The following is a 19311-nucleotide window of genomic DNA, read 5'->3' as shown; positions in this document are numbered from 1 at the left end:
GACATCATGTCCGCAATGCGCTGCAGATAAGATATAGCATTTGGCGATGTAGGCCCAATTAATGGGTTTGGTTAAAAGCGTGCTATCCGGGAAAGAGGCGCCGCCATTCGCAGAAAGACGGGCCGTCATCGCCGCAAATCGGGACAGGCCCGCCATCGTCAGCGTCGGTCTGCTGGCCCGCTCAAACCTTGATCACATAGTCTTTGCGAGTCGTTTCAACCACTTCCCATGTTCCCTTGAAGCCGGGTCTGAGGATCATCCGGTCGCCCGCCTTCAGATGCACCGGCTCACCGCCCTCCTCCGTCACGATCGAATGGCCGGCCAGCAGGCTGAAATATTCCCATTCCTCGTAGACGATCCGCCACTTGCCTGGTGTCGCCTCCCAAATGCCGGAATAAAGGCCGCCTTCGGCCTCTTCCAGGTTCCAGGTACGGAAGTGTGGGTCGCCGGAAATGATCCGGTCTGCCTCTGGGGCGCCGAACTCGGGTTCGACGCCGTCGATGGCGAAGGTGATGAAATTTGCCATGGTCACCGTAGATCCCTCTGATATCAGATCTTCGAGAGCGCCTGTTCAAGATCGGCGATGATGTCCTTGACGTCCTCGATGCCGACGGAAAGGCGGACCACGTCAGGCCCGGCGCCGGCGGCGATCCTCTGCTCGTCGGTCAACTGCCGGTGCGTCGTCGAGGCCGGATGAATGACGAGCGAGCGGGTGTCGCCGATATTGGCAAGATGGGAGAAGAGCTCCAGCCCCTCGACCAGTGTCTTGCCCGCCTCGTAGCCGCCCTTGAGGCCGAAGGTGAAGACGGAGCCGGCGCCCTTCGGCGAATAGCGCTGCTGCAGGGCGTAGTTCGGGTCGTCGTCGAGGCCGGCATAATTCACCCAGGCGATCTTGCTGTGCGCCTTCAGCCATTTGGCGACGGCGATCGCATTGTCGCTGTGGCGCTGCATCCTGAGCGGCAGCGTCTCGATACCGGTCAGGATCAGGAAGGCATTGAAGGGCGAGATCGCCGGCCCGAGATCGCGCAGGCCGAGCACGCGAGCAGCGATCGCAAAGGCGAAATTGCCGAAGCTCGCGTGCAGCACCATGCCGTTATATTCCGGCCGCGGGCTCGACAGCATCGGGTAATTGCCGGATTTCGACCAGTCGAAGGTGCCGCCGTCGACGATGAGGCCGCCCATGGAATTGCCGTGGCCGCCGAGAAACTTCGTCAGCGAATGCACGACGATGTCGGCGCCGTGCTCGATCGGGCGGATGAGATAGGGTGTCGCCATCGTATTGTCGACGATCAGCGGCAGGCCGTGGCGATGTGCGACGTCGGCAATCGCAGCGATATCAACGAAGGTGCCGCCGGGATTGGCCAGGCTTTCGATGAAGATGCCGCGCGTCTTGTCGTCGATCTGGCTTTCGAAGCTTGCCGGATCGGCGGCATCGGCCCAACGCACCTGCCAGCCAAAATTCTCGAAGGCATGGCCGAACTGGTTGACCGAGCCGCCATAGAGCTGGCGGGCAGCGATGAAATTCTCGCCGGGGCGCATGATGGTGTGGAAGACGATCATCTGCGCCGCATGGCCGGAGGCAACGGCCAGGGCTGCCGTGCCGCCTTCGAGTGCTGCAACGCGCTCCTCGAGCACGGCCTGTGTCGGGTTCATGATGCGGGTATAGATGTTGCCGAAAGCCTGCAGACCGAAGAGGGCGGCGGCATGATCGGAATCATTGAAGACGAAAGCGGTCGTCTGGTAGATCGGTGTTACCCGCGCGCCCGTCGCCGGGTCGGGCTGCGCACCGGCATGGATCGCCAACGTGTTGAATCCCGGATCGTTCTTGGCCATGTCGTCCTCCAGTTGTTGCTGACGGGCAGGATCATAGCCTGTCGCTTGCGAAAGTTAATCGCGATCCGTTTCAACCCATGGGCGTTCGGTGGAAAATCCGTCTCAGCGGATCGCAACTCAGGCAATAAGACGAGGATACTCGATCGCCGGGCAGCGGTTCATCACCACCTGGATGCCGACGGCCTCCGCCTTTGCCGCAGCCGCATCGTCGCGCACACCAAGTTGAGACCAGATGATCTTCGGCAGCGGCCTCAGCGCCAGCGCCTCCTCGACGACGCCATCCAGATATTCGGAGGCGCGAAATACGTCGACCATGTCGATCGGCACGGGAATGTCGGCGAGCCGGGCATAAACGGTGCGGCCCTGGATCTGTTTGCCCGCCTGCCCCGGATTGACAGGAATGACCTCGTAGCCGCGCGACAGCAGATAACCCATGACGCCGTTGCTCGGCCGGGCCGGATTGGGCGAAGCGCCGGTCAGCGCGATGGTCTTTACCGAATGCAGGATGCCGGCGAGGTAATCATCCGTATAGGCGTCGTGATTCATATCGACTTCTCCACTCCCGAAAGCCCTTCTGCACGGCCGGCATGTTTTTTTGCGTTTCCGTGAAACCGGCTGCGTGTCTTTCCCGTATATATGAATTGGCCCGTATATATGAACTGGATAATCCTTGAGGATGATTCGATGAAAAAATTCGCTCTTGCCCTCATGCTCGTGCTCGCCGCATCGCCGGCGCTGGCGATCTCGCGTTACAATCCGCTCACCATGAGTTGTGCCAGCGTGCGCGCCGCCATCCACAATCAAGGCGCCGTCATCTTCCGCTACCAGTCCCCGCGTGGCTTGCCGCTCTATGATCGCTATGTCCGCAACAGCAATTATTGCGACGCGACCGATTATGCGGAATGGACATATATCCCTTCAAAAGACACTCCCCGCTGCCAGGTACTGAACTGCCAGAGCATCGACAACCTTGACGGGATGCTCTTCGTTCCGCATCATCAGCTTTGATTTTTTCGCCGTCGTGACAGCCGCCGAAACTGTACGTCTTTCGCGTTTGCGAAAGGTTTGAGCTCAATTCCGCGCTGCGATTTCCTGAAGATTGCACAACCAAAAGCTTTAATTTTCCCGTATGTCAAAGCTATAGAATAATATCTATATTTCAGCAGCATAGAATAATCGCTTCCCGAATTCCCGGAGGTATTTTCTCTTTTTGTTCGCGATAATGCTGCCGTTTGTTCCCGTATCCATTAGAAGCATCTCATAGTTGAAAACGTCGCATGGATTGAACGTATGTCGCGCGCACGTAAAAATTGCTCCAATGCCCCACCATTGTTCACATACTGAAAGGATGCTATTCGACATATGAACGCATAAACGACCACAGCCGTACGTTTTCGTGCAAATCCCAGTTGTCTTTTCAGGAATTTGAAACGCCGAAGGCGAGGCGTGTTCCGCCTCCTTTCATCCTTTCCGGATTACTCCCTTGCCTCTCGACGTCATCCTGCTCGTTCTCTTCGGCGCACTGCTGCACGCGACATGGAACGCCATCATCAAGGCGGGGAGCGATAAGTCCCTCGATGCGGCGCTGATCTCGGCCGGCGGCGCGGTTTCGGCACTGCCATTCCTGCCATTCCTGCCGTTGCCGCACGCCTCGGCATGGCCGTTCATCGGCGCCTCTGCCATCCTGCAGTTTGCCTACTTTCAGCTGGTCGCCGCCGCCTACCGGGCTGGCGATATCGGCCTCGTCTATCCGCTGATGCGTGGCTGCGCGCCACTCCTGATCGCCGCGACAAGCGGTTTCATCCTGAAGGAAAATCTTTCCGGCGGCGCTCTTGCCGGTACGATGACGATCTCGGCCGGCGTGCTGACACTCGCCCTCGAGGCGCGGCGCGGCAGCAGCCGCGCCGTCATCCTCTCGCTTGCCAATGCCTGCGTCATCGCCAGCTACACCTATGTCGACGGAATCGGCGCGCGCATCTCCGGCAATGCGATTTCCTACACTTTGTGGATGTCGCTGCTGCCGCCGGTGCTGCTGTTTTCCTGGGCAGCGTCCCAGCGCGGCGCTTTCGCCGTGGTGCGTCACGTTCGCCGCAACTGGTGGCGCGGCCTCATCGGCGGCGCCGGCTCGATCGCTTCCTACGGACTGGCGCTCTGGGCGATGACGAAAGCCCCGGTCGCGACCGTCGCAGCCTTGCGCGAAACCGCGATCCTGTTTGCGCTGGTGATCTCGATCACCGTCTTCAAGGAAAAAGCCAGCATCTGGCGCTACGTCGCCGGCGTCGTCATCGCGATCGGCGGGCTGCTTCTGAAACTGGCGTGATCGCTAGAGCCTTTCCTGGTCAGATTGCAGCATTCTGACCAGGAAAGGCTCTAACCCTTCCATTCCGGCTTGCGCTTGCCGAGGAAGGCGCCGATCCCTTCCTGCGCATCCTCAGTCAGCATGTTCTCGACCATCACCCTGGCGGTATAATCATATGCCGCCTCCACCGGCAGTTCGAGCTGCCGGTTGAAGGCTTCCTTGCCGATCTTCAGCGTCAGCGGCGACTTGCTGGCGATCACTGCCGCATATTTGGAAACCACCTGCGCCAGATACTGCTTCGGCACGATACGGTTGACGAGGCCGAAATCCTTGGCGGTCGAGGCGTCGATCGTCTCGCCGGTCAGCAGCATTTCCATCGCCTGCTTGCGGTGCGCGGCACGGGAAACGGCCACCATCGGCGTCGAACAGAACAGGCCGATGTTGACGCCCGGGGTGCAGAATGTCGAACTATCCGTGCAGATCGCCAGATCGCAGGAGGCAACGAGCTGGCAGCCCGCAGCCGTTGCAAGCCCGTCGATCTCGGCGATGACAGGCTTCGGCAGATGCGTGATCTTCAGCATCAGATCGGCAGCGAGCCGAAAGGTCTTTTCGAAGAAACCGGCACCCTGATCTTCATCGGCGCGACGGGCCGTCAGTTCCTTGAGATCATGCCCGGCGGAAAAGACATTGCCGGTCGAGGCGATGACGACGACGCGCACATCCGGCTCTGCCCCGGCCGTCTCGAGCTCCTCCAGCAGCGCTTCGAGAAGCGCGATCGAAAGCACATTGGCCGGTGGGTTGTTGAGCACGAGCCGCAGCACGCCGTCGCGCAGCGAGCGGGTCAGCAAGCCGCCCTCTTCCGCTCCGGCGGCGTCCTTCCGGAAGGATACGATTTCGGCCATGATGCTCTCCCTGCGCTCGATTCCAGGCAGACGTTTTGCCACAAGGCGCCGGAAATTTCGAGCAGGATCCGCACTCCCGGCAGAGGCCGCTGCTGTCAGGACCAGAACCACGACTTCGATGTCTCGGCGCTTGCCTGCGCACGGGTCAGACCGACATCGCAAAGCTCGTCGTCGGTGAGTTCCAAAAGCTTGCGGCGGCTGCGGCGCTTTTCGAGGTGATGCTCGATCGTCATCAGCAGCCGCAGGCTCCAACGCGCCATGCCGTGAAGTCTCGACCGAACGATATCGCGAGGTGTGTCAAGGATCCCGCTTAATTCCAAGGCCATCTCTTCTTCCTTTCTTCAACGGATGAAAGATGCGCTGGAAGATGCCGCGAAAGAAGCTTATGGATATTATGATATGCATAAGGATTTCTTTTGTATGCCTCTCCACCTCGATCAGCTTGCCGCCTTCGTCAACGTCGCCGATCTCGGAAGCTTTACGGCCGCAGCCGACAAGGAAGGCCTGACGCAACCGGCCGTCAGCCTGCAGGTGAAGGGGCTCGAACAGCGGCTCGGCGTCCGGCTGATCGAGCGTGTCGGGCGGCGGGCGCAGCCGACCGCTGCAGGCCTCGACCTGCTCGTGCATGCAAGGCGGCTGCTCCAGGAATCGGCTGCCGCGGAAGAAGCGATGATGCCGTACAGAGATGGCGCCAGCGGCCGTGTGCGCATCGGCAGCGGCGGCACGGCGTCGATCCATCTGCTTCCACGCGCCATCGCCGTTGCCAGAAAATCCATGCCCGGCCTCGAAATCACCGTGCGCATCGGCGATGCCAACGACATTCTGCGTGATCTGGAAGCCAACCGCCTCGACATCGCCGTCGTCGCCCTGCCGGCATCCGGACGCAACTTCGAGATCGAGCCGTTCTACGAGGAGGAATTGCTGGCCGTCGCGCCTGCGGGCAGCCTGATGCCCGAAGGCGGACCGGACGCGGCCTTCATGCGCGACAGGACGCTGCTGCTTTATGAGGGCGGCAATACCAGGCGGGCAATCGACGCGTGGCTGGCTGCACCGGATACCAGGATCCGACCTGCGATGGAGTTCGGCAGCATCGAGGCGATCAAGGAGCTGGTGGCCGTGGGGCTCGGCTGGTCGATCCTGCCGGGGCTGGCGCTGAAGCGCGACCGCGCCGGCCTTGTGACGACTTCATCGCTGAACCCGCGGCTCACGCGCCGCCTCGGCATGGTTCTGCGCCGGGACAAACATCTGACACGCGGCCTTCGCGAAATGATGAAATGCCTGCGCGCGTTCAAAGGTTGAGAGCTGCTTTCGACCGTCGTAGCGATTTCAAACCGGCAGAAACGACATGAAAAACGTCGGGCGCAGCAGTTCGCGACCGCCGAAATATGAGGTATCAAAATACCACATATCTAAGTATTTGTTTTTACTTCAAAATTTTTCAGATCCTTCGGGATATCGATATTGACCCAATGTCACATTGCCTTTATACACCGCCTCAGAACGCAGCCTGTCCGGGCTGCTTTCTTTTTGGCATGCCTAAAGCCTGCCAATCCAAGCAACAAGAAACGCCCTTCAAGCCCTCGGGCCAAGGGTCCCAAAAGAGAGTATTCACTATGGCAACCTTCTCCCAGAAGCCTGCAGAGGTGGAGAAGAAGTGGGTGATCATCGACGCCGAAGGGCTGGTCGTTGGCCGTCTCGCTTCCATCATCGCTATGCGCCTGCGCGGCAAGCACAAGGCAACCTTCACGCCTCACGTTGACGACGGCGACAACGTCATCGTCATCAATGCCGAAAAGGTCGTTTTCACCGGCAAGAAGTATTCCGACAAGGTCTACTACTGGCACACCGGTTATGCCGGCGGCATCAAGGAACGCAGCGCACGCCAGATCATCGAAGGCCGCTTCCCGGAGCGCGTCCTCGAAAAGGCCGTCGAACGCATGGTTCCGCGTGGCCCGCTCGGCCGTCGCCAGATGAAGAACCTGCGCGTTTACGCCGGCTCCAACCATCCCCATGAAGCCCAGCAGCCGGTCGCCCTCGACGTTGCCGCGCTCAACAAAAAGAACGTAAGGAGCGCCTGATATGGCTGACCTCTCCTCCCTGAAGGATCTCGGCACGGTTTCCGAAGCTGCTGCTCCGGCCCACGTCCGCAAGGTCGACTCGCTCGGCCGCTCCTACGCGACCGGCAAGCGCAAGAACGCTGTCGCCCGCGTCTGGGTCAAGCCGGGCTCCGGCAAGATCACCGTCAACGGCAAGGAATTCGCGGAATATTTCGCACGTCCGGTGCTGCAGATGATCCTGCGCCAGCCGATTGTTGCGGCTGCCCGTGACGGCCAGTTCGACATCGTCGCAACCGTTGCCGGCGGCGGCCTCTCCGGCCAGGCCGGTGCCGTTCGCCATGGCGTGTCCAAGGCGCTCACCTACTTCGAACCGGGCCTGCGCGCGGTACTGAAGAAGGGCGGCTTCCTGACCCGCGACAGCCGCGTCGTCGAACGCAAGAAGTACGGCAAGGCAAAGGCCCGCCGCTCGTTCCAGTTCTCCAAGCGTTAATCGCTTCGGACAGATGGAATTTACGAAGGCCGGGGCAACCCGGCCTTTTTGTTTTGCGCTGTTTAAACCAATCGGAAGCGTGCCGGCATGCCATTGTCGCATTCCCGCTCTGCTGGTAGAAACTTGGCAAAGCGCTTCGGAAATGAGCGAAGCCGCAGTCAGGGTCGCATCATGGGAACAACCAAGTCCGCAGACAAATAAGCCGCAACAACTCAGCCCTGTTGTTGCGGCGTCTGTCCGGTCAATCCCGATACTGATGAAGAGACAGATCGCCGCCGAATGAAATCATTTGAGCGGGTTCTTTCCCATGTCCTATCCCAAAATCCAGCAATGGACCTATTCCCTGCCCGCAGCCTTGCTGCTGATGGCACCGTTCGACATCCTGGCCTCGCTCGCCATGGATATCTATCTGCCGATCGTGCCGGTCATGCCGGAGGCGCTCGGCACTTCGCCGGCCGTCATCCAGCTGACCCTCAGCCTCTACATGCTCGTGCTCGGTGTCGGCCAGATCGTCTTCGGCCCAATTTCCGATATTGTCGGACGACGGCCTGTCCTGCTTGGAGGTGCTGCACTCTTTGCCGCTTCATCCTTCCTGCTTGTCGGCTCCTCGTCGGCGCCGATCTTCGTGGTCTTGAGATTGCTGCAGGCAGTCGGCGCGTCGGCGACCCTCGTCGCAACTTTCGCAACCGTGCGTGACGTCTACGCCGGGCGCCCCGAAAGCAGCACGATCTATAGCCTTCTCGGCTCCATCCTCTCCTTCGTGCCGGCACTCGGCCCGATCATCGGAGCCTTGATCGCGGATCGCTTCGGCTGGCGCGCCATCTTCCTCGTCATCGGCTTCCTTTCGGTTGTCGCCCTTTTCAACGCCGGCATGCGATGGCACGAAACCCGCCCTGCCGTCACCGCGAAGATCGCTCTCCGCCCGATCCTTACAAGCCTTCCCTTCTGGGTTTATACGGGCGGCTTCAGCACGGCGATGGGCGCCTTCTTCGTCTTCTTCTCGACGGCACCCCGTATCCTGATCGACAAAGCCGGTTTTTCCGGCATCGCCTTCAGCTTCATCTTTGCCACGGTGGCGCTGGTGATGATCGTGACGGCGCGTTTCGCCAAGCGTTTCGTCATGCGCTGGGGCATTGCAGGTAGCCTTGCCAGAGGCATGTCAATGCTGCTTCTCGGCGCCGTTCTGCTTGCTTTTGGAGAGTTGTTTCTGCAGCCTTCCCTGGTCAGCTTCGTCGTGCCGATGTGGATTATTGCGATAGGCATCGTCGTTGCGACGGCGGTCACCGCCAACGGCGCGCTCGACGCCTTTGGCGACACGGCAGGAACGGCGGTCGCGCTCTATTTCTGCGTCCAGAGCATCATCGTCGGCTTTGTCGGAACCTCCTTCGTGATTCTGCTCGGCGGCGACAGTGCCAGGCCGCTTGTGGGCTATGTCTCAGCGACCGCGCTGACGACGTTGGCTGGATTGTGGTGCCTGCGGGAGCCGGCCCGATAGGCAGCGGACAAATGACGGTAGCTCGGCGACAACGAGCGGCCGTCGTCCGAACGATTGCTTGAAATCCGTCCGCACCTCGCCTACCCCTTTCTGCGCGCAGGGGATCGGCCAATTCCTTCGCGAGAGACCCGCCGCCCGACGCTCGGCGTCGAGCGGCGATCCTGCAATGCAGTGTCCGTATCGAACGCGACTATGATTTTGCGACCGAAAAAGGAGCCCCCCTTGGCGAACACGACTATCGACCATGCCTTTACGGCGACCAGCCTCAATTCTGCCGCCAGCGACCCGACCTTTGCCGGCGCCCTGTCCTTCATGCGCCGCCGCTTCACCAAGGAGCTCGCCGGCGTCGACGTTGCCGTCTGGGGCATTCCCTTCGATGCTGCGACATCGAACAGGCCGGGCACGCGCTTCGGGCCGCAGGCGATCCGGCGCGCCTCAGCGATCTTCGACAATGATGCGCAGTATCCTTTCAACCGCGAACTCTTCGCCGAAATGGCCGTGATCGACTATGGCGATTGCCTGTTTGACTATGGCAATCATCAGGACACACCGGCCGCTATCGAACGCCAGGCGAATGTCATCCTCGACAGCGGCGCCTTCCTGCTGACGCTTGGCGGCGATCATTACGTCACCTGGCCGCTGCTGAAAGCCCATGTGGCAAAACATGGCCCTCTCGCGCTCGTGCAGTTCGACGCGCACCAGGATACCTGGTTCGACGAGGAACGCCGCATCGACCACGGTTCTTTCGTGGCGCGGGCCGCCCGCGAGGGCATCATCGATCCCGACCGCTCCATTCAGATCGGCATCCGCACCCATGCGCCTGAGGATTGCGGCGTCAATATTCTCTACGGTCATCAGGTCGAGGAGATGAGCGCCAGCGATATCGCCTCGGCGATCATCTCCCATACGCGCGGAGCGCCGGCCTATCTCACCTTCGATATCGATTGCCTCGATCCGGCCTTTGCGCCGGGCACCGGCACGCCGGTTTCAGGCGGACCATCGAGCGCCAAGATCCTCTCGGTGCTGCAGCGTCTGCACCAGCTCGATATCCGCGGCGCCGACGTCGTCGAGGTATCGCCACCCTATGATCATGCCGATATCACCGCCATTGCGGGGGCAACGGTGGCGATGTATATGCTGGGGCTTCATGCCGAGCGACGCGCCATCGCCGTGTCACAAGGCTGACCTATCATCCTCAAACTGAATCCGGAAACCTTCAGAACCCATTGAAAGCGCAGGTTTAACATGGCACCGAAAATCTTCATCGACGGCGAACACGGCACGACGGGTCTGCAGATCCGCACGCGCATGGCCGGCCGCCGCGATGTCGAACTTCTGTCCATACCCGAAGCCGAGCGGCGCAATGCCGCGATGCGCGAGGACATGCTGAACGGCGCCGACATCGCCATTCTCTGCCTGCCCGACGATGCGTCGAAGGAAGCGGTGCAGATGGTTTCGGCCAACAACAATGTGCGCGTCATCGACACCTCGACCGCCTTCCGCGTCAATCCCGGCTGGGCCTATGGTTTTGCCGAAATGGACAAGCAGCAGGCCGACAAGATCGCTGCCGCCCGTTTCGTCGCCAATCCCGGCTGCTATCCCACCGGAGCGATCGGCCTCATCCGGCCGCTGCGCGCCGCCGGCATTCTGCCGGACGGCTATCCGATTACGGTGAACGCGGTCTCCGGCTATACCGGCGGCGGCAAACAGATGATCGCGCAGATGGAAAACCCGGATCACCCGGATGCGATCACCGCGCCGCATTTCCTCTACGGCCTGCCGCTCACCCACAAACACGTGCCCGAGATGACCGTGCACGGCCTGCTCGACCGCGCGCCGATCTTCTCGCCGTCGGTCGGCAAGTTCGCGCAGGGCATGATCGTGCAGGTGCCGCTGCATCTCGACGATCTCGCCGAGGGCACGACGATGGAAAGCATCCATGCCGCCCTCGTCGCCCATTATGCCGGCCAGGATATCGTCAGTGTCGTGCCGTTGGCCGAAAGCAAGGCCCTGCCCCGCGTCAATGCCATCGAGCTCGAAGGCAAGGACACGATGAAGCTCTTCGTCTTCGGCACACCAGGCGCTTCGCAGGTCAATCTGGTGGCGCTGCTCGACAATCTCGGCAAGGGGGCGTCGGGCGCTGCCGTCCAGAACATGGATCTGATGCTCGCTTCGTAAGGCGCAGACGACGGCATCAGCGTGGATGCCGTTCGAGCTTTGTATCGATGTCTTCATGATGATCTTTCCGCGGCCGCTTGCATCGGCGGCCGCAGCATCGCTTTCGCGCTCGATCATCGATGACGATTGGGCTATGAAACCCATCCTTCCTCGCTGCCCATCCCGAATCACGGAGCCGATGTCATGACGCTGGATGCGCTTATCGCTGGCGTCGGCGCATGGTTTGCCGCCGCCTTGCCCGATCATGGCATCTATGCGCTGATGGCATTTGCCTTCATCGCCGGGCTTGCCCGCGGCTTTTCGGGTTTCGGCGCCGCATTGATCTTCATTCCGCTCGGCAGCGCGATCGTCGGGCCGAAGCTGATCTCACCGATCCTGCTCGTCATTGACGGCATTGCCACACTTGGGATGATCCCGCCGGCTTGGCGCGGCGCCAACCGACCCGAGGTTTTCGTCATGGCGGCGGGTGCCGCGCTCGGCGTCCCGGCCGGCACGGCGATGCTGGCGCTGCTCGACCCGATGCTGTTGCGCTGGAGTATCACGATCATCGCTATCTCCTTGCTCGCGCTGCTGGTATCGGGATGGCGCTATCGCGGGGAGGCGTCCGCACCGATCACCAGCGGAGTCGGGCTGATCGCCGGGCTTTTCAGCGGCGCCGCGCAGCTCGGCGGGCCACCGGTCGTCGCCTACTGGCTCGGCGGCAAGAGCGACTTCACCCGCGTCAGGGCGAATGTCGTGCTCTACTTCTCGATCTCGTCCGTCTTCAGCGCCATCAGCTATTATATCGGCGGACTGTTCGTGCCTGCCGTCTTTGCGCTCACCGTCGTCATCCTGCCGAGTTATGTGGTCGGACTCTACGGCGGCTCGAAACTGTTCGGGCTTGCTAAGGAACGAACCTTCCGCATCGCCTGCTATGTCCTGATCGCCGCCGCCGCAATCATCGGCATGCCGCTGCTCGACGGCGTGCTTCGCTAAAACCGTTCGGCGAGCTAAGTTTGCTCGCTTCAATCGCGCTCGGCGATCATAGTCCCGTGCGGATATTCGCCGTAAAAGCCGCGCCAGTTGGCGACGGCGAAGCCGAAAACCACAAGCGCGCCGGCCTGATGCAGCAGGCCCCAGTGAAGCGGCACCTGCATCAGCAGCGTCGCGATGCCGATTGCCGCCTGCAGCGTCACCAGAACGAAAAGCAGGATGGCGCGGCGTGCATGGGTGGTCCAAGGTGCTGCGCGCAGGGCGATCACCATGTTGATCAGCGTCAATGCGAAGAGCGTATAGGCGCCGATGCGGTGAATAAACTGCACCGTCTTCGGGTTCTCGAAGGCATTGATCCAAAAGGGCTGCTGGATCAGCAGATCGGAAGGGATGACGGCGCCATCCATCAGCGGCCAGGTATTGTAGGAAAAACCAGCGTCGAGCCCCGCCACCAGCGCGCCGAGATAGATTTGGAACAGTGAGAAAATGGCGATCGCGGCGGCAAAACCGCGCGAGCTTCTTGTCGGCGGCGGATCGTCGGAATGCCTGGAGAGACCGCGCATGATCCACATGCAGCCGGCAAAGATCAGGCAGGCCATGACGAGATGCGTCGCCAGCCTGTACTGGCTGACGTCGGTGCGAACGGAAAGGCCCGAGGACACCATCCACCAACCGATACCCCCCTGCAGGCCGCCGAGCGCCAGGATGCCGACGAGCGGCCAGCGCAGACGCTTCTCGATCCGCCCCGTCAGCCAGAAATAGATGAGCGGCAGCGCGAAGATCACGCCGATGGCACGCGCGATCAGCCGGTGCGCCCATTCCCACCAGAAGATGCCCTTGAACTCATCGACGGTCATGGAACTGTTCAGCTGCTGAAATTCGGGAATTCGCTGGTAGAGGCGGAATTCCTCCTCCCATTCGGCGGCCGACAGCGGTGGGATGACGCCGTGGATCGGCTTCCACTCGGTGATCGACAGGCCGGAATTGGTCAGCCGCGTGGCGCCGCCGACGAGCACGAGACAGAAGAGCGCCAAAAGCACGAAGCCAAGCCAGAAGCGCAAGGCGCGGCGGTCGCGATTCTGCTTGCGCATTTCGCTCAGGATCGCCTGTTCCGTGGTCGGGTTTGCGACGGCCATGATGTCTCCTTCTATCCGGCAGTTGATTTGCCCCACCGGCTCATGCAAAACAAGCCCCGAACCTTTGCGGCATGCCGTCGCGCCGGTTCGATCCCTGCATTCCGAGAGATAACCGATGCCCGTCCGCCTCCGCAAATTCATCGGCACGATCCTCATCATCGTGCTCGTGGCCGTCTATGCGTTGGTGGCCAATACGATCGCGGTGGCAACGCTCGGCAACGCGCCCTGGTGGGGACATCTGCTCTATTTCCTGCTCACCGGCCTGCTCTGGGTATTGCCGGCGATGGTGATCATCAAATGGATGGCCGGACCACCGCAGCGCTAAAGCGCGTCGCGATCTTTCAGATTTTCTTGTCGCGCTTTAGGTCTTTGTTTTTACGCATGTCGTTGTCGCAAAACCGCGGCACACTTTTGCGCGACATGCTTTAGGGCCATTAACGGCCGAATAACCGTGATCCACGGAAAACCTCGCCCATCACCTGCCGTTAAACCAAATATACGTCTGGCATACCTACTTTCCCGTTCAGCATTCTTGACCGGAGAAAACCGTGCAGACGCAACAGCTCGATGTCCATGAACAGCCGTCCGACGACGTGGCGCTGGCCGATGCGGCCATTTCGCGCCTGCGTCAGCTGAGCATGAAACTCGCCATGGCCCAACTCAACATCGAAGTCTTCGACGCGATGCAGCCGCTGGAGGATGACTGGCGGGCGCTGGAGCGCGACAACCACCAGTCCCTGCATCAGAGCTACGACTGGTGCGCCGCCTGGGTGAGCGCCTTCCAGCGGCCGCTTGCGATCGTCAAAGCCACTCATGCGGGTCAGACCGTCTTCATTCTGCCGGTCGAGATCGTCAAGTCCCGCGGGCTCAGGACGGCGAGATTCATTGCCGCCGATCACAGCAATATCAATACCGGCCTGTTCGCAGAGAGCTTTGCCGAAGCCGGCAGGACCATCGCCCCCCATGAGTTCGCCGGCCAGCTCCGGCATGCGCTGCAGGGCCGCGCCGATCTGCTGCTGCTGCAGAACATTCCGCTGGAATGGCGCGGGCGAGAAAGCCCGCTCGCCGGGCTGCCGATGGTGCAGAACCAGAATCACGCCTATCAGCTGCCGTTCCTTCCCGCTTTCGAGGACACGCTGAAGCAGCTCAACGCCAAGAACCGGCGCAAGAAATTCCGTGTTCAGTCGAAGCGTCTCGAGGCGGCCGGCGGCTTCGAATACGTCATTCCCGAGACATCGGCAGAACAGCACGGCCTGCTCGATATCTTCTTCCGCCTGAAAAGCGCCCGCTTCGCCAGCCTCGGCCTGCCCGACGTCTTTGCCGACAGGGAAACGCAGACCTTCCTGCACGGTCTGATCGACAAGCAGGACGACACCAGGCAGTACTTCGGGCTGCAGATGCATATGATCCGGCTCAAGGGCGAGCATGAGGGTAAGATCGCCGCGATTTCAGGGATTTCGCGCAAGGGCGACCATATCATCTGCCAGTTCGGCGCGATCGATGAAGAGCTCCTGCCGGATACGAGCCCCGGCGAATTCCTCTATTGGCAGACCATCTCGGGACTGCATGGCAAGGGTGTCGCGCTGTTCGATTTCGGCCTCGGCGACCAGACCTACAAGCGTTCCTGGGCGCCGGTCGAGACCGCGCATTACGACGTGGTGCTGCCGGTATCGCCGTTCGGCGTCGTCGCCGGCGCCGCCCACCGGCTCGTCACCCGCGGCAAGGCGCATATCAAGGTGCGCCCGAAGCTCTATAAATTCGCCCAGGGCATCCGGGCACGGATCGGCTGACCGTTCAGGCGGCCCGGCCGAGTGCCTGCTCGGCCCCCTCGCCGCCCGACATCAGCACGACGCGCTCATAGCCGGCAGCCTGGAATTCCGTCATCAGTGCAACGAAAATGGTCTCCTCGACCTCAGGCAGCGAGAGGATGATCTCGACGTCCCGGCTGCGCGTCAGCCGCGAGACGCCGGCGACATCGGCCGAACCGCATTCGACCACCACGAGGTCGTAAGCGGCGGCGAGCGCATCGAGCAGCAACGACAGCCGATCGACACCGCGCATGGCGCGGCGCACGTCACTCTGGCCTTGAGGGATGAGATGGGCGTCGGAAAAGCGGTCGCCGTGGATCGTGTCGCCAAAGGCTGCCTCACCGCAAAGCAGATCGGTGACGCCGAGGGCAGCCTGGTCCTCGGCCATCAGTTCGGTGGGGTAGCCGGAACCGGTCATGTCGATCAGGATGACGCGGCGGCCGGCGTCGGCGAGCATGCGGGTCAACGAAACCGTCGCCGCCGAGCCGCTGTCACCAGTCGGGGATATGGCGATTGCCAGCGGCGCGCGGCTGCCGGTGAGATAATCCGCAACTGAGGCGACGGAGAATTCATTGTCATCCTCCGGCTCGTCCTCTGGCGCCTCCTCGGCAGCTTTCACGTCCTCGATCGTATCCTCTTCGTCCGCGACGACGGCGAGCATGCTCGGCTGGACGGGCCTTCCGCCGGCAGCGGCGATCGGAGCGGCCTGCGGCACATGTTTCTCCTCGACGACTGCTTCTGCCTCGATTGTCTCTGAAGCCGCATCTGTCGGGCGGAGTGCCCGGCCACTGAAGAGTTCGGCCAGCATGATGACGATGGCGCTCATGATCAACGTCGCGACGGCAGCGACGACGACGATCGGTACCACCTTCGGGAAATAGGGATCGACCGGCTCAACGGCCCTGGAAACGATCCGGGCGTCCGCTGGGCTCGAATTGCTGTCGGCGCGGGAGGCGGCCTCGCGATAGCGCACAAGATAGGTTTCGAGCAGCTGGCGCTGGGCGTTTGCCTCACGCTCCAGCGCATTGAGACCGACCTCGTCCTCACCGGCGCGCGCGCTGGTGGCCTGCACAGTCTCGGACTGGCGCTCCAGTTCGCTCGCCCTCAGATCAGCAACCTTGGATTCGTTTTCGATGCTCGCCAGGATCTTCTGCGTCTCCTGGCGGATCTGCGTGCGGATATCGGAGAGCTGGGCGCGCAGGCTTTTCAGCCGCGGATGATTGTTGAGAAGGCTGGTCTGCAGGTCGGAGACCTGTGACTGCAGGCCGGACTCGGTCCCTTTCAGCCTCTGGATTGCCTGTGAGGACATGATGTCTGGCAGCGTATCGGAGGCTTCGCCCGACTTCAGCGCATTGCGCACCGCCTGCGCCCGTGCCTCGGCATTGGCCTTGTCACCCCGCACACGGGTCAGTTCGGCGGAGATGTCGTTCAATTGCTGGGCCGGAAAAGTAGTCGTGCCGTTCGTCTGCAGCAGCCCATGCGAGGTGCGATATTCGGCGACCTTCTTTTCGGCCTCGCTGACCTTCAGGCGCATGCCTTCGATCTCGGGCTCCAGCCAGCGCGTCGCCTCGGAGTTGGAATCGAGTTTGGCGCCGCTCTGGGTCGAAAGATAGACGTTCGCCATGGCGTTCGGGATGGCGGCGGCGAGCTTCGGGTCCTTGGAGGTGAAATTGATGCCGATGACGCGTGAACCCGGCACCTGATAGACCTGCAGGCGTTCGACGAAGGCGTCGATGACGCGCTCTTCCGGCGGATTTTCCAGCGGGTTCTTCTTCAGGTGCAGCTTCACCAGGATACTGCTCATGGCCGAGCCGCTGGCGGCATCGTCGAATTCCGGCAGGTTATAGAGCTTCAGATTGTTGATGACCTTCTTGAGGAGATCGGCCGATTGCAGAAGCTGCACCTGGCTGGCGATGTTCAGTTCATCCATCAGCGGGCCGGCGCTAGTGTCATTGGCCTGCTGCGTACTGGCGAAAGCCGGCGCACGGGGTTCGATGAGGATGCGCGTTTCGCTGCGATATTGCGGCGACATAATTTTGGCGCCGGCAAAGGCGACGCTCGCCCCCACGAGGGTGATTGTTAAAATCCGCAGACGGCGCGCCCAGACCGCACGGACCAACTGGCCGAGGTCGATGTCCACATCCTGATCACGAGCTACGCCGGACATGCTCTTACTCCACAACAAAGGTGCCGTAAGCGTAAACGACCATGGTAACTCAACGGTTAATGGTGATCTCGCCGGGAATGAGCGACGATCGATGAAGGAAACCGGGAATTTGCAGGCGTCCTTTACCGGGCATTAACCCTAACGCATCGATAACGACTGCACCGAGTTCATTTTTGTGAGCACAAGCGGATGTCTGTCGTCCAGCCCAAGATCCTTTTGGCCCTGAGCCTTGCAGCCATGACGGCAGCATTGGGCGGCTGCACGACGTACAGGCCGGCGCCGAAGGCCTTCAACGAGGCCACCATCCAGCCCTATACGCTGGACAGCGGCGATCGGCTGCGCATCACCGTCTTCGACCAGCAGAGCCTGACCAATACCTATACGGTGGATCAGGCCGGCTATGTCGCCTTCCCCCTCATCGGCCAGGTCCCTGCCCGCGGCCGAACCCTGCAGCAACTCTCAGGCCAGATCGCCCAGAAACTGCAGCAGGGCTATCTTCGCGATCCCGACGTCACCATCGATGTCGATCGCTACCGTTCGGTCTTCATCATGGGTGAAGTCGGCCAGCCCGGCCAGTATGCCTATGTTCCCGGCATGACGGTGCAGAATGCCATCGCGGTTGCCGGCGGCTTCACCAGCCGCGCCAACCAGCGCATGGTCGATGTCACCCGGAAGATCAATGGACAGGTGCTGACCGGCCGCATCAACATATCGGGGCCGATCATCGCAGGTGACACGATCTACGTTCGCGAACGGCTTTTCTGAGCGATGGCAGAACAGCAGCCGCTCCGCATCCTTCATTGCTTCAGGTCGCCGGTCGGCGGAATTTTCCGCCATGTCCGCGATCTCGTCGAGGAACACAGCAAGGCCGGCCATGAAATCGGCATCCTCTGCGACAGCTCGACCGGCGGCGAGCACGAGGACAGCCTGTTCGACGATATCCGTCCCTATCTCTCGCTCGGTCTGACACGCGTGCCGATCCGGCGCTCGATCAGCCCGTCCGATATTGCGACGATGTGGGATACATACAAGAAAATCAAAAGTTTGCGGCCGGATGTGCTGCACGGACACGGCGCCAAGGGCGGCGTGCTCGCGCGACTTGCCGGCTCAGCGTTGCGGGTGAACAGGTATCGCGTAGCCCGCCTCTATACCGCGCATGGCGGAAGCCTGCATTATTCGCGCTCCTCGCTCAGTGGACAGTTCGTCCTCAAGATGGAGCGCCTGCAGGAATATTTCACCGATGCGCTGGTCTTCATCTGCGAATATGAGCGCGACACCTATGCGCGGAAGGTCGGACGGCCGCGGACGAAGACGAGACTGATCTATAACGGCATCGGCGAGCGCGATTTCGAACCGATCCCGACCCGCTCGGATGCTGTGCATTTCATCTATGTCGGAATGCTCCGGGACCTCAAGGGTCCCGATCTGTTTGTCGATGCCTTCGCCAAGACCGAACGGCTGCTCGGCAGGCCGCTGTCGGCGCTGATGATCGGCGACGGGCCGGATCGCGACCGTTACCGTGAAATGATGGTCGAACGCGGCCTTGGCAAACGCATCGGCATGCTGCCGGCAATGCGGGTCCACGAAGCCTTCTCCATGGCGCAGAACCTCGTCGTTCCCTCGCGCGCCGAAGCCATGCCCTATATCGTGCTCGAGGGGCTCGGCGCCGGCAAGACGATCATTGCAAGCCGTGTCGGCGGCATTCCCGAGGTGCTCGGCGCGGACAGTGCAGCACTGGTCGAGCCCGGCAATTCCGACGATCTCGCCCGCGTCATGGCGGAAACGCTGAGCACGCCCGACTGGCACGCCAGGACGATGCCGAAGCCGGAGGCGGTGAAGGCGGTGTTTTCCTCCGCCGTCATGGCACGTGATGTCCTGAAACTGTACCATGAGCTCGTCAATCCCACTGCTGGCCCCACTGCCGGCCAAGCAATGCCCGTCGCCTCGTAAATATTTCTTAGGGGCTTTCTGGTA

Annotated in this window: 20 protein-coding genes; 13 read left to right on the top strand and 7 right to left on the bottom strand. The window is 61.4% G+C overall.

What is annotated here, in order from left to right; genetic code table 11:
* Window positions 1-181 precede the first annotated feature (181 nt).
* From RL_RS08720 to RL_RS08710, 3 genes are all read right to left on the bottom strand, one after another.
* Window positions 182-526, bottom strand: a complete 345-nt coding sequence (locus tag RL_RS08720) for a cupin domain-containing protein (RefSeq protein WP_011651353.1) — start codon at window positions 524-526, stop codon at window positions 182-184.
* A 23-nt stretch (window positions 527-549) separates the two neighbouring features.
* A complete protein-coding gene (locus RL_RS08715) occupies window positions 550-1833 on the bottom strand; it encodes an O-acetylhomoserine aminocarboxypropyltransferase (RefSeq protein ID WP_011651352.1) in 1284 nt (427 codons plus the stop codon).
* Window positions 1834-1950: 117 nt separating this feature from the next.
* Window positions 1951-2379: a CoA-binding protein gene (locus RL_RS08710; protein ID WP_011651351.1), complete on the bottom strand. Its 429-nt coding sequence runs from the start codon at window positions 2377-2379 to the stop codon at window positions 1951-1953.
* A gap of 138 nt (window positions 2380-2517) precedes the next feature.
* On the opposite strand from RL_RS08710, the gene RL_RS08705 reads away from it, so the two are divergent.
* Together RL_RS08705 and RL_RS08700 are read left to right on the top strand one after the other, a co-directional pair.
* Window positions 2518-2841, top strand: coding sequence for a hypothetical protein (locus RL_RS08705; protein ID WP_011651350.1), 324 nt, complete (start codon window positions 2518-2520; stop codon window positions 2839-2841).
* A gap of 475 nt (window positions 2842-3316) precedes the next feature.
* Window positions 3317-4153 (top strand): EamA family transporter, encoded by an 837-nt coding sequence (locus tag RL_RS08700; RefSeq protein ID WP_011651349.1) that lies wholly within the window; start codon window positions 3317-3319, stop codon window positions 4151-4153.
* A 50-nt stretch (window positions 4154-4203) separates the two neighbouring features.
* On the opposite strand, the gene RL_RS08695 is transcribed toward RL_RS08700, so the two are convergent.
* Together RL_RS08695 and RL_RS08690 are read right to left on the bottom strand one after the other, a co-directional pair.
* A complete protein-coding gene (locus RL_RS08695; protein ID WP_011651348.1) occupies window positions 4204-5034 on the bottom strand; it encodes an enoyl-CoA hydratase in 831 nt (276 codons plus the stop codon).
* Window positions 5035-5129: 95 nt separating this feature from the next.
* Window positions 5130-5360 (bottom strand): DUF1127 domain-containing protein, encoded by a 231-nt coding sequence (locus tag RL_RS08690; RefSeq protein WP_028741400.1) that lies wholly within the window; start codon window positions 5358-5360, stop codon window positions 5130-5132.
* Window positions 5361-5433: 73 nt separating this feature from the next.
* On the opposite strand from RL_RS08690, the gene RL_RS08685 reads away from it, so the two are divergent.
* The 7 genes from RL_RS08685 (at window position 5434) to RL_RS08655 (ending at window position 12229) form a co-directional block, all read left to right on the top strand.
* Complete coding sequence (locus tag RL_RS08685; protein WP_011651347.1) at window positions 5434-6333, top strand: LysR family transcriptional regulator; 900 nt, start codon at window positions 5434-5436, stop codon at window positions 6331-6333.
* 314 nt (window positions 6334-6647) lie between these two features.
* A complete protein-coding gene (gene rplM / locus RL_RS08680; protein ID WP_003558420.1) occupies window positions 6648-7112 on the top strand; it encodes a 50S ribosomal protein L13 in 465 nt (154 codons plus the stop codon).
* A gap of 1 nt (window position 7113) precedes the next feature.
* Entirely contained in the window at window positions 7114-7581 is a 468-nt protein-coding gene (gene rpsI / locus RL_RS08675; protein WP_003558419.1) for a 30S ribosomal protein S9, read from the top strand.
* A gap of 307 nt (window positions 7582-7888) precedes the next feature.
* Window positions 7889-9076 carry a CmlA/FloR family chloramphenicol efflux MFS transporter gene (gene cml / locus RL_RS08670; RefSeq protein ID WP_011651345.1) on the top strand — a complete coding sequence of 396 codons (1188 nt, stop codon included), beginning with the start codon at window positions 7889-7891 and terminating at the stop codon, window positions 9074-9076.
* A gap of 222 nt (window positions 9077-9298) precedes the next feature.
* The gene (speB, locus tag RL_RS08665) at window positions 9299-10261 is read left to right on the top strand and encodes an agmatinase (protein ID WP_041936248.1); all 963 of its coding nucleotides are present in this window, start codon (window positions 9299-9301) and stop codon (window positions 10259-10261) included.
* A gap of 60 nt (window positions 10262-10321) precedes the next feature.
* A complete protein-coding gene (argC, locus tag RL_RS08660; protein ID WP_011651343.1) occupies window positions 10322-11254 on the top strand; it encodes an N-acetyl-gamma-glutamyl-phosphate reductase in 933 nt (310 codons plus the stop codon).
* 183 nt (window positions 11255-11437) lie between these two features.
* Window positions 11438-12229: a sulfite exporter TauE/SafE family protein gene (locus tag RL_RS08655; protein ID WP_011651342.1), complete on the top strand. Its 792-nt coding sequence runs from the start codon at window positions 11438-11440 to the stop codon at window positions 12227-12229.
* A gap of 29 nt (window positions 12230-12258) precedes the next feature.
* Here the strand turns inward: RL_RS08655 and RL_RS08650 are convergent, their stop codons facing one another.
* Window positions 12259-13362 (bottom strand): COX15/CtaA family protein, encoded by a 1104-nt coding sequence (locus RL_RS08650; RefSeq protein ID WP_011651341.1) that lies wholly within the window; start codon window positions 13360-13362, stop codon window positions 12259-12261.
* 115 nt (window positions 13363-13477) lie between these two features.
* Between RL_RS08650 and RL_RS08645 the strand changes: the two genes are divergently transcribed.
* Entirely contained in the window at window positions 13478-13687 is a 210-nt protein-coding gene (locus RL_RS08645) for a DUF2842 domain-containing protein (RefSeq protein ID WP_041936247.1), read from the top strand.
* 223 nt (window positions 13688-13910) lie between these two features.
* Window positions 13911-15152 carry a GNAT family N-acetyltransferase gene (locus tag RL_RS08640; RefSeq protein WP_011651340.1) on the top strand — a complete coding sequence of 414 codons (1242 nt, stop codon included), beginning with the start codon at window positions 13911-13913 and terminating at the stop codon, window positions 15150-15152.
* Between the two features lie 4 nt (window positions 15153-15156).
* On the opposite strand, the gene RL_RS08635 is transcribed toward RL_RS08640, so the two are convergent.
* On the bottom strand, window positions 15157-17337 hold the full coding sequence (locus RL_RS08635; protein WP_011651339.1) for a GumC family protein: 2181 nt from the start codon (window positions 17335-17337) through the stop codon (window positions 15157-15159).
* Window positions 17338-17526: 189 nt separating this feature from the next.
* On the opposite strand from RL_RS08635, the gene RL_RS08630 reads away from it, so the two are divergent.
* On the top strand, window positions 17527-18102 hold the full coding sequence (locus RL_RS08630; RefSeq protein ID WP_003547282.1) for a polysaccharide biosynthesis/export family protein: 576 nt from the start codon (window positions 17527-17529) through the stop codon (window positions 18100-18102).
* Window positions 18103-18105: 3 nt separating this feature from the next.
* A complete protein-coding gene (locus RL_RS08625) occupies window positions 18106-19287 on the top strand; it encodes a glycosyltransferase family 4 protein (RefSeq protein WP_011651338.1) in 1182 nt (393 codons plus the stop codon).
* The last annotated feature ends 24 nt before the right edge of the window (window positions 19288-19311 follow it).

The sequence above is a fragment of the Rhizobium johnstonii 3841 genome, assembly GCF_000009265.1.
Classification (GTDB): domain Bacteria; phylum Pseudomonadota; class Alphaproteobacteria; order Rhizobiales; family Rhizobiaceae; genus Rhizobium; species Rhizobium acaciae.
This window is presented reverse-complemented; position numbering and strand designations above follow the sequence as displayed.